At 40.9% G+C, this 9,667-nt stretch carries 11 protein-coding genes; 4 read left to right on the top strand and 7 right to left on the bottom strand.

The features are described 5' to 3' along the window. The 4 genes from M0R21_11970 to M0R21_11955 form a co-directional block, all read left to right on the top strand. A partial coding sequence (locus tag M0R21_11970) for a fibronectin type III-like domain-contianing protein (GenBank protein MCK9618537.1) occupies positions 1–478 on the top strand: 478 nt, incomplete at its 5' end. A 19-nt stretch (positions 479–497) separates the two neighbouring features. Further along, positions 498–1,937: an alpha-L-fucosidase gene (locus M0R21_11965; protein MCK9618536.1), complete on the top strand. Its 1,440-nt coding sequence runs from the start codon at positions 498–500 to the stop codon at positions 1,935–1,937. 24 nt (positions 1,938–1,961) lie between these two features. Continuing rightward, positions 1,962–3,770 (top strand): excinuclease ABC subunit UvrC, encoded by a 1,809-nt coding sequence (uvrC, locus tag M0R21_11960; protein ID MCK9618535.1) that lies wholly within the window; start codon positions 1,962–1,964, stop codon positions 3,768–3,770. A 133-nt stretch (positions 3,771–3,903) separates the two neighbouring features. After that, positions 3,904–4,386 (top strand): PepSY-like domain-containing protein, encoded by a 483-nt coding sequence (locus tag M0R21_11955; protein MCK9618534.1) that lies wholly within the window; start codon positions 3,904–3,906, stop codon positions 4,384–4,386. Here the strand turns inward: M0R21_11955 and M0R21_11950 are convergent. The 7 genes from M0R21_11950 to M0R21_11920 all read right to left on the bottom strand — a co-directional run bounded on the left by M0R21_11950 (position 4,372) and on the right by M0R21_11920 (position 9,663). After that, positions 4,372–4,785 (bottom strand): VanZ family protein, encoded by a 414-nt coding sequence (locus M0R21_11950; protein MCK9618533.1) that lies wholly within the window; start codon positions 4,783–4,785, stop codon positions 4,372–4,374. The genes M0R21_11955 and M0R21_11950 overlap by 15 nt on opposite strands. A gap of 68 nt (positions 4,786–4,853) precedes the next feature. After that, positions 4,854–5,234, bottom strand: a complete 381-nt coding sequence (gcvH, locus tag M0R21_11945) for a glycine cleavage system protein GcvH (GenBank protein ID MCK9618532.1) — start codon at positions 5,232–5,234, stop codon at positions 4,854–4,856. Positions 5,235–5,346: 112 nt separating this feature from the next. Beyond that, on the bottom strand, positions 5,347–6,225 hold the full coding sequence (locus tag M0R21_11940; protein ID MCK9618531.1) for a TPM domain-containing protein: 879 nt from the start codon (positions 6,223–6,225) through the stop codon (positions 5,347–5,349). 25 nt (positions 6,226–6,250) lie between these two features. Beyond that, the gene (locus M0R21_11935) at positions 6,251–6,691 is read right to left on the bottom strand and encodes a TPM domain-containing protein (protein ID MCK9618530.1); all 441 of its coding nucleotides are present in this window, start codon (positions 6,689–6,691) and stop codon (positions 6,251–6,253) included. 3 nt (positions 6,692–6,694) lie between these two features. Further along, positions 6,695–7,294, bottom strand: coding sequence for a LemA family protein (locus M0R21_11930; GenBank protein ID MCK9618529.1), 600 nt, complete (start codon positions 7,292–7,294; stop codon positions 6,695–6,697). A 158-nt stretch (positions 7,295–7,452) separates the two neighbouring features. Then, positions 7,453–9,348 carry a molecular chaperone HtpG gene (gene htpG, locus M0R21_11925; GenBank protein MCK9618528.1) on the bottom strand — a complete coding sequence of 632 codons (1,896 nt, stop codon included), beginning with the start codon at positions 9,346–9,348 and terminating at the stop codon, positions 7,453–7,455. Between the two features lie 78 nt (positions 9,349–9,426). Next, positions 9,427–9,663 carry a hypothetical protein gene (locus M0R21_11920; GenBank protein ID MCK9618527.1) on the bottom strand — a complete coding sequence of 79 codons (237 nt, stop codon included), beginning with the start codon at positions 9,661–9,663 and terminating at the stop codon, positions 9,427–9,429. Between the last annotated feature and the right edge of the window lie 4 nt (positions 9,664–9,667).

Below are 9,667 nucleotides of genomic sequence, written 5' to 3'. Positions count from 1 at the left end.
CTTTCCCCGCACCGAAGGCCAGCTTCCGCTGATTTACAATCATAAGCCCACCGGCCGGGGCGACGATTATTCCGACGGCAGCGGCCAGCCGCTGTTCCCCTTCGGATATGGACTTAGCTATACGGATTTTGAATATTCCAATGCCGTTCTCAGCAAAAAACAAATCAGTGCCACAGAATCTGCCAGCATTTCATTTAAAATTAAAAATACCGGAAAGTTCGACGGATCAGAAATAGCGCAACTTTATCTTTACGACGAACTGGCTTCGGTGGTTCGACCGGTAAAAGAACTAAAAGCTTTTCAAAGAGTGTTTCTGAAAGCAGGCGAGGAAAAAGAAATTTCCTTTTCTTTGACTCCGGAGATGTTTACGCTGCTGGATGAAAACCTGAAAATAGTAACCGAGCCGGGCTTTTTCCGGATCATGATCGGAAGCTCCAGCAAGGATATCCGTTTGCGGGAAAGAATAGAAATCAAATAACGTTTTAAATTATAATCGTATGTGGAAGTTTTCGCTAATTGGAATTTTGTTGTTCACTTTAAGTTTTAAAACCTATGCCCAGCACCAGGAATATGTGCCCGATCCGGCAATTCAGCAACGTCTTGAAGATTGGCAGGATCTGAAATTTGGTTTGCTGATGCACTGGGGAACGTATAGCCAATGGGGAATAGTGGAAAGCTGGAGCATTTGCCCCGAAGATGTAAGCTGGGCTGCCGGCGGTCGGAAAAAAGAATTTTCGGTCAATTACAACGATTATGTGAAAAAGTACGAACAACTGCAAACCACTTTTAACCCGGTAAAATTTAATCCCGAAAAATGGGCCATTGCTGCCAAAGAAGCAGGAATGAAATACCTGGTTTTTACTACTAAACATCACGACGGCTTTTGCATGTTCGATTCCAAATACACCGATTATAAAATCACCGACACCAAAACGCCTTTTTCGGTAAATCCACGTAGCAACGTGGTGAAGGAAGTCTTTTCTGCCTTCCGGAAAGAAAACTTCTGGATAGGCGCTTATTTTTCCAAACCCGATTGGCACAGCGATTATTATTGGTGGAAATATTTCCCTGCCGTGGACCGGAACTGCAACTATTCCATTACCAAACATCCCGACCGCTGGCAAAAGTTTGTGGATTATACCCATAACCAGATTGATGAACTCATGAGTGATTATGGCAAGGTGGACATCCTCTGGCTGGATGGTGGCTGGGTGCAGAAGAAAACAAGAGACGTTCTGATAAAAGAACTGACTGATACCTGCGAAAACAGCCGCTGGTTCCGCAATCCGCAAAGCCAGGATGTTGACATTGCCGGAATCGTTAAAAAAGCCCGTGAAAAACAACCCGGATTAATTGTTGTTGACCGTGCTGTACCGGGGATGTATCAAAACTATCTGACTCCCGAACAGGAAATACCCGGAAATGGACTGCCTTATCCCTGGGAAACCTGCATGACGATGGCAACCAGTTGGAGCTATGTACCAAACGATGTTTACAAGCCGGCAGATGAACTGATCAAAAAGCTGGTGGACATCGTAAGCAAGGGCGGAAACTTTTTACTGAATATCGGTCCCGGCCCCGACGGCGAGCTTGACCCGGTGGCTTATGACCGCTTAAAAGAAATCGGCAACTGGATGAAAATAAACGGAGAAGCCATTTACAAAACCCGTATGTACAAAGTCTTTGGCGTAGGCGACAATATCCGTTTCACCCAAAGCAAGGACGGTAGCACAACGTATATTTTCTTCTTCAGTTTTCCAAAAGAACCGGTAACGCTTAAAAATCTTTCTTTAGGTAAAAAATGTTCAGTGAAAATGTTGGGAAGCAACACAAATTTGAAATACAAAATATTACCTCAAGGTATTCAACTGACTATTCCTGAAAAGTTGGAAAAAGCAGGAAAGCATGTCTGGGTTTTAAAGGTGGTTCAGAAATAAAGAATTCAATAGTTAAAAATATTGGTGAGCAATTATTCTGAACATATTGCACAAATTGTAAAAATCCTGCCGGGGAAACCCGGAGTGTATCAGTATTTTGATAAAGACGGGAAAATCATTTACGTAGGCAAAGCCAAAAATCTAAAAAAGAGGGTTTCGTCTTACTTCAACAAGGATGCTTCCCTTAGTGGGAAAGTCAGGACTCTGGTTTCCAAAATTGCAGATATTCAATACATCGTAGTAAATACCGAACACGATGCGCTTTTGCTTGAAAATACGCTGATTAAAGAGTATCGTCCGCGCTACAACGTGATGCTGAAGGACGATAAAACCTATCCCTGGATTTGCATCAAAAAGGAGCCTTTCCCGCGAATTTTTTCTACCCGCAGCCCGGTAAAAGACGGCTCGGAATATTTTGGTCCTTACGCTTCGGTGCGAACCATGCGTACTGTGCTCGATCTGGTAAGGCATTTGTACCAGTTTCGTAACTGCAGCCTCCGACTTACCGCTGAAAATATCCGGAGCAAGAAATTTAAAGTATGCCTTGAATATCATATTGGCAACTGCAAAGGTCCCTGCGAAGGGCTACAAACGGAAAAAGATTATGCCGAAACCATCAATCTGGTTCGGGAAATTATCCGTGGAAATCTGAGTACGGTTCGTCAGCAGCTTATCAAACAGATGAAAGCCCATGCCGAAGTGCTTGAGTTTGAAAAAGCCCAGCTTATCAAGGAAAAAATGAAGTTGCTGGAACGTTACCAGAGCAAGTCCACCGTAGTGAATGTTAGCATTGACAATGTGGATGTTTTTTCCATTGTTAGCGAGGAAAATGCAGCTTTTGCCAACTATCTGAAGGTGGTAAACGGAGCCATCATCCAGTCGCACACCATCGAAATGCGGAAAAAGCTGGATGAAACGCCTGAAGAATTGCTTTCCATAGCTATTGCCGAATTCCGTCAGCGTTTTGGCAGCGATGCTAAAGAAATTATCGTTCCCTTTGATCCCAAAATAGATTTTCCCGGAGCGAAAATCATCATCCCTAAAATAGGAGATAAAAAACAGTTGCTCGAACTCTCGGAGCGGAATACAAAATATTATATTCTTGAAAAACAGAAACGTAAAGATTTGGTTGACCCTGAAAGGCATAGCAAACGCATCCTGCAGCAGATGATGAAGGACTTGCGGCTTTCGCAACCGCCTGCCCACATCGAATGTTTCGATAATTCTAATATTCAGGGAGATTATCCGGTAGCTGCTATGGTTTGCTTTATGAATGCAAAACCGGATAAAAATGAATACCGGCATTTCAACATCAAAACCGTGGAAGGTCCCAACGATTTTGCTTCGATGGAAGAGGTGATTTACCGCAGGTACAAACGATTGCTTGAAGAAAAAAAGCCACTTCCGCAACTTATTGTGGTGGATGGCGGTAAGGGGCAACTCAGTTCGGCAGTGAAAAGTCTCGAAAAGCTTGACCTGAGAGGGAAAATAGGCATCATCGGCATTGCCAAAAAACTGGAAGAAATTTACTACCCGGAAGATTCTCTACCCATGTATCTTGATAAAAAATCAGAAACGCTGAAGGTTATCCAACAGATGCGCGACGAAGCCCATCGCTTTGGTATTACCCATCATCGCAAACGCAGGGAAAAGGGAACTATTAAAACAGAACTTACCCAGGTGGAAGGAATAGGTGAAAATATCGCCCAAAAATTGCTGACTACATTCAAATCGGTAAACAATATCCGGGAAACTTCGTTAATAGAATTGCAAAAAGTGGTGGGAAAAGCAAAGGCAGAATTGGTGTTTAATCACTTTCATAAAAATAAATAGTGAAAAATATCTGTCAATAAAACTTCATATAGCTGATAAATAGTAAAGTATGAGTTAATATTTTTCCTAAGGAAATGGGTTCTTGGAAAATAAAAACGATTAAATTCGATTCAGATTTTACCGATCAGGAAGTATGGAAAAAGAAGGACGGGAGGTAGTATTATTGAGTAAAACAATAGTAACTGTTTTTTTGTGTTGCTGGATTACGGTTTATTCCGCCGTTCAGGCAAAATGCCAGGAAACCAGGCTGAAAAGTATTCCATTGCAGGTAAGCAAAGCCTTTGCAACCAAATACAATCGCGGTACGGATGCCGAATGGTTTCGCAACGATGAGTTGTACAAAGTATCTTTTGTACAGGACGAAATATATTATTTTGCCTGGTTTACCTCAAATGGGAAATGGCTCCGGAGCGAATATACCATAGAACCGGACGATCTTCCGCCCGTAGTAAAAGCTACTCTTAAAAAGAGCCAGTATGCCAACTGGCAAACAGGAAATGCCAATGTGTTTTTGTACCCGGATAAGGCACCACAATACCAGTTGTTTGTTTACGATAACGACTGGAACGAATTGGAGCTATTTTTTGATTCGGAAGGAAAATTACTCACTCAGTAGGTTTTTACGCCATTCTTTTACCTTTTTTTTATAAAACAAATTATAAAAAACTACTCCCAGGAAAACGCCTGCGGTGTCGGCAATAAAATCCCAGACATTGCCACTACGGTTGATAAAGACATATTTCTGTGCAATCTCCGTCAGTCCGCCGAAGAGGATACCGGAAAAAATGGAAATAGAATAGGCGTATTTAATGCAGGAAAGGTTTTTGCCGGTATTCAGCACCACCAGGAACAGCCAAGAGAAAATGCCGAACAGAAAGAGGTGGACTATTTTATCCGGTTGAAAAAGATTAAGAAAGGAAGTTAATTGGGGTACGAAGTTACCCGGAATACCGGTAAGCATCCACATAAATAAAATCCAGAGGCAGAAGAAAATCCGGTAACGTTTAGCGTGCATAAAGAAAAAAAACAAGTTTCCCGGTTCGTAACAAACCGGGAAACTTGTTGGATTATGTTGTTAAAGAGTTACGCACCAATGAGTGCCTTATATGCTTCGGCATCGAGCAGATCAGCTATCTGCCCCTGTTCGGTGAGGCGGATTTTGATGATCCAGCCTTTTCCGTAAGGATCCTGGTTTACCAGTTCAGGTGTGGATTCCAGATCGGCATTGAATTCGAGTATTTCACCGGCAATGGGCATGTACATATCCGAAACGGTCTTTACGGCTTCTATGGTTCCGAAAGTTTCGTGTTTGTCGAGGGTTTCGCCAACGGTTTCTACTTCAATAAAAACGATATCGCCAAGTTCACTTTGTGCAAAATCGGTAACGCCAATAAAAGCTTCGTCTCCTTCGAGGCGCAACCATTCATGGTCTTTTGTAAATTTTAATTTATCAGGTACTTGCATTTTAAAATACGTTTAAAATTTTTTTTTCAAACGTACAATTTTTTTTAATAAACGAAGAAGCTATCATCAGAATTTTCTGAAAATAAAATGTATTTTTGAAATTATCAGCTATTTACCAGCTTCCGCCGGCGCCGCCGCCGCCAAAGCTTCCGCCGCCAAAACCGCCAAAGCCTCCTCCTCCATCGCCAAAGCTTCCAAAGCTACCTCCCCCTGACGAAAAATCGTTCCAGTGGTTGCCACTTCGTCCCATATTGCTAATTAAAAACAAAGTCATCCACCATGGAACGCTTTTACCTACTGAATAAGAACGTCGTGCAGAACTTTTAACCATTATAAAAATAATAGCCAGCACAATAAATGGAACAAGAAAACCATAAGGTTTTCCTTTGTTTTTTGCCCGTTTGCTGTACTGATCGGCAGTATATTCCCCTTTTGTAAGCGAAATAAGTACATTGGCAGCCTTGTTTATCCCCCCGGCATAATCTCCTTTGTTAAAATAAGGTATCATTTCGTTTTCCACTATCCGTTTACAAATAGCATCGGGAACCACGGCTTCCAGCCCGTATCCGGGTGAAATAAAGGCCTCCCCACGTTCGGAGGAAATTTTTGGTTTAACCAACACAATGATACCGTTGTTTTTACCCTTTTGGCCAACACCCCATTTTTCGCCAAGACGCTGGGCAAAATCATATTTTTCATAACCCTGTAAACTCGGGACCAAAACTACCACTATCTGGGTGGAGGTAGAGTCATTGAAGTAAACCAATTTTTGTTCTAATTGGTTTATTTCACCTGCGGAAAGTGTTCCGGTAAAATCGTTTACCAACCGGGGTGGATTAGGCTTCTCAGGAATATCCTGTGCGTAAATTTGTGTAAAACCGGAAAGGGAAAACGCAAGCAGCAAAAAGCTTTTTGCAATTCCCTGCAAACGGAAATTTTTGCTGAACATCCTTTGAAACAAAAATTTGATTGTTAATATATTATTTTTCATGTCTATTCTGTTGGATATTCAGTACTTAATGGTTGTCAAAAGAAATTTCGTCGTTCAGTTCGTTTTTATCTTCGCTACTACGCGGAAAATATTTTTTTAAAGATTCCCCGGCAAGGGCAATGCCGTGGCAAAGTCCCTCGGTGAACTCTTCTTTTACAAAATGAGAAAGCATTTCTTCTTTTGTCTGATTCCAGAAATTTTCCGGAACCTTGGCGTTGATGCCTGCATCGCCAATGATGGCAAATTTATGACTGCGAATGGCAAGATAAATAAGCACACCATTGCGCAATTCGGTTTTGTGCATGTTCAGTTGCTTGAAAATAAAAGCAGCACGATTCATTACATCCGAGCAGGTATTTTCAATGTGAACCCGAATTTCTCCTGAGGTAGCTAATTCTGCCTGCACGATGGCTTGCTTTATTTGCTCTTTTTGTGTTGCGGAAAACGATTCCATGGCGGATTTCATTGCCTAATTAAGTTTAATATCCGGGGCAGTTTCTGCACCCTGTTGTGCACTGAAGTAATCCTTCTTCTGGAAACCAAACATATTTGCAAAAATTGAGTTAGGAAATTTTCTTACATATTTATTGTAATCGTTTACCATGTCGTTAAATTTCCTTCTTTCGGTAGCAATACGGTTTTCCATTCCTTCGTACTGTGCCTGGAAGTCGCGGAATGCTCCCACAGATTGTAGTTGCGGGTAATTTTCGGCAATAGCCATCAGTCTTCCCAGCGACTGTCCGAATTTTTGCTGTGCAGCTTCAAAGGCGGCAATTTTATCCGGGGTAAGATTCTCGGCATTGATTTGAATACTGGTAGCCTTTGAACGGGCTTCTATCACTTCAGTTAAAGTGCTTTTTTCGAAGTTGGCGGCTCCTTTTACTATTTCAAGCAGGTTTTTGGTTTTATCCATACGTGCCTGGTAAGCTACTTCCACCTGTTTCCATTGATTGGTTACACCTTCATCTCGTGTAACAAGGGTGTTGTATTTGCCAACAATCCAGGAAATAAGAATAATAAGGAATAATACAATTACTCCGACAGTTATTAATGTTTTGTTAATTTTCATTTGTTATTAATTTTTTAATTTATTGGTCAAATAGCCTGCCCCGATTTCTCGGGGGAATATTCATAAAATATCATTCTCGGTTGGTATAGGCATAGCTTATGGACATTTCATTGTTTCAAATTTGTTTGATTGCTATATAATTAAGTTTAAATCGCTGATTATTTAATGATATCTACGCTTCGCTTGATGAAGTTTGTGAGGTCTTCTCCTTTCAACATATTTTGCGATAATAATGCAAGGTCAGTAAGTTGTTTTAAAAGACTTGTTTGTTTGGTTTCATCATTTTCGTTAAGAGCTTGATTTACCAGCGCATGGTTAGCATTTACTATCAGATTGTACTGATCGGGCATATTGCCCATATATGACATTCCGCCTCCCATTGCCGACATTTCTTTCATTCTTCGAATAAATTCAGGTTGCGTAATGAGTACGGGAAGGTCGGTTTCACTAAGATTTTCTACCACTATGGTAAATCTTCCCTTGTCCATTACTTTTTCAAACAAAGGTACAAGTTTTTCCTGCTCTTCCTTACTAAGTTTTTCAGGCTGTACATCTTCTTTCTGGATAAGTTTGTCAACGATGTCGGCATCCACCCTCGTAAAACCTGATTTGTCGAGTTTACGTTCTAATGTACTGACAAAGTGTGTATCAAGCATACCGTCCATCAATAGAACATCATAGCCACGATCTCTGGCAGCCTGGATGTAGCTGTATTGCTCTTCGGGATTGGTGGTGTATAGATAAACCAGTGTTTTGTTCTTGTCGGTCTGGCTGTCTTTTATGTGTTTTTTGTATTCGTCAAGAGTAAAATATTTGTTGTCGGTATTTTTCAGCAGACAGAATTTTTCGGCTCTTTCGTAAAATTTTTCATCCGAAATCATTCCGTATTTGATAAAAATTCCGATGTCGTCCCATTTTTTCTCGAATTCTTCACGGTTGTTTTTGAAAATTTCTTCCAGTCTATCGGCAACTTTTTTGGTGATGTGCCCGGAGATTTTTTTTACATTGGCATCGCTTTGCAGGTAACTACGCGATACGTTTAACGGAATGTCAGGAGAGTCAATTACCCCGTGCAACAGGGTGAGAAAATCGGGAACTATTCCTTCTACCGAATCGGTAACAAAAACCTGGTTGCAATAAAGTTGAATTTTATCTTTTTGAATGTCAATATTTTTCTTGACTTTTGGAAAATAAAGAATTCCGGTGAGGTTAAACGGGTAATCCACATTCAGGTGGATATTGAACAAGGGCTCGTCAAAGGTATAGGGATACAGTTCGTGGTAAAAGGCTTTGTAATCTTCGTCCTTCAGCTCGGCGGGTTTGCGTTTCCATGCAGGATTGGTATTGTTGATCATGCGTGGATGTTCCACTTCTATCTGCTTGTCGTTGCCATCTTTGTCTTTTTCTCCTTCCACTTTCTCCCAACTTTTTTCGGTACCAAACTGAATAGGAACAGGCAGAAATTTGCAATATTTTTTTAGTAATTCGAGTAGTTTATATTCTTCGAGAAATTCTTCGCTGTCGTCGGCAATATGAAGAATGATATCGGTGCCACGGGTCTCTTTATTGTGCTCATTCAACGTGTAATCCGGACTCCCATCGCAGGCCCATTTCACAGAAGTTGCATTTTCTTTATACGATTTAGTGATGATTTCCACCTTTTTGGATACCATGAAGCAGGAATAAAAGCCTAATCCAAAGTGACCAATCAGCCCATTGCTGTCCGCATCATTTTTTTTGAATTTTTCAACAAATTCTTCGGCACTTGAGAATGCAATTTGATTGATATAACGTTCCACTTCTTCTGTAGTCATTCCGATGCCACGGTCGCTTACGGTGATGGTTTTTTTCTTTTTGTCAGAAGATACCTGGATTGTCAAATCGCCCAGATCTCCTTTAATTTCGCCCATCGAAGCAAGGGTTTTTAATTTTTGGGTAGCATCTACCGCGTTTGAAATCAACTCACGTAGAAAAATTTCGTGGTCGGAATACAGAAATTTTTTAATGATGGGAAAAATGTTTTCAGTTTTTACGTTGATGGTTCCTCTTTGCATAGTTTCAAATTTTTGTTTTGCAGAAAGGTAACAAAGGATATGCCATATGTGGAAAACTGCCAAAATGACGGCAGGAAACTACGTACGCAGCAATTTTATGAAACCTACCAGCGATACTGCCGCCCAAGTACCTTCGAGAATAAAAAAAGGGATTGAATGAATAAGAAATGAACCATAGCAAGCCAAGGCAGAACCGATAAGATTCATCAGCAAATAAATTGCAGAGCCTGATGGTATCCATTTAAAAGTGAGCAAGAAATAGGCAAGTAAAATGAGAAAAACTCCCATGCTGTTAATCAAATCCGGAAAAGCCATAGAG

The sequence above is a fragment of the Lentimicrobiaceae bacterium genome, assembly GCA_023227965.1.
Classification (GTDB): Bacteria; Bacteroidota; Bacteroidia; order Bacteroidales; family JALOCA01; genus JALOCA01.
Note: the sequence above shows the minus strand (reverse complement) of the source record. Positions and strands in the feature narration are given on the sequence as shown.

Bases quoted from the DNA above. Each gene is read 5' to 3' on its own strand.
- M0R21_11955 (MCK9618534.1), top strand. From the start codon at position 3,904: ATGGAAAAAGAAGGACGGGAGGTAGTATTATTGAGTAAAACAATAGTA.
- M0R21_11920 (MCK9618527.1), bottom strand. From the start codon at position 9,663: ATGGCTTTTCCGGATTTGATTAACAGCATGGGAGTTTTTCTCATTTTA.
- M0R21_11930 (MCK9618529.1), bottom strand. From the start codon at position 7,294: ATGAAAATTAACAAAACATTAATAACTGTCGGAGTAATTGTATTATTC.
- M0R21_11940 (MCK9618531.1), bottom strand. From the start codon at position 6,225: ATGAAAAATAATATATTAACAATCAAATTTTTGTTTCAAAGGATGTTC.
- gcvH (MCK9618532.1), bottom strand. From the start codon at position 5,234: ATGCAAGTACCTGATAAATTAAAATTTACAAAAGACCATGAATGGTTG.
- htpG (MCK9618528.1), bottom strand. From the start codon at position 9,348: ATGCAAAGAGGAACCATCAACGTAAAAACTGAAAACATTTTTCCCATC.
- M0R21_11965 (MCK9618536.1), top strand. From the start codon at position 498: ATGTGGAAGTTTTCGCTAATTGGAATTTTGTTGTTCACTTTAAGTTTT.
- M0R21_11935 (MCK9618530.1), bottom strand. From the start codon at position 6,691: ATGAAATCCGCCATGGAATCGTTTTCCGCAACACAAAAAGAGCAAATA.
- M0R21_11950 (MCK9618533.1), bottom strand. From the start codon at position 4,785: ATGCACGCTAAACGTTACCGGATTTTCTTCTGCCTCTGGATTTTATTT.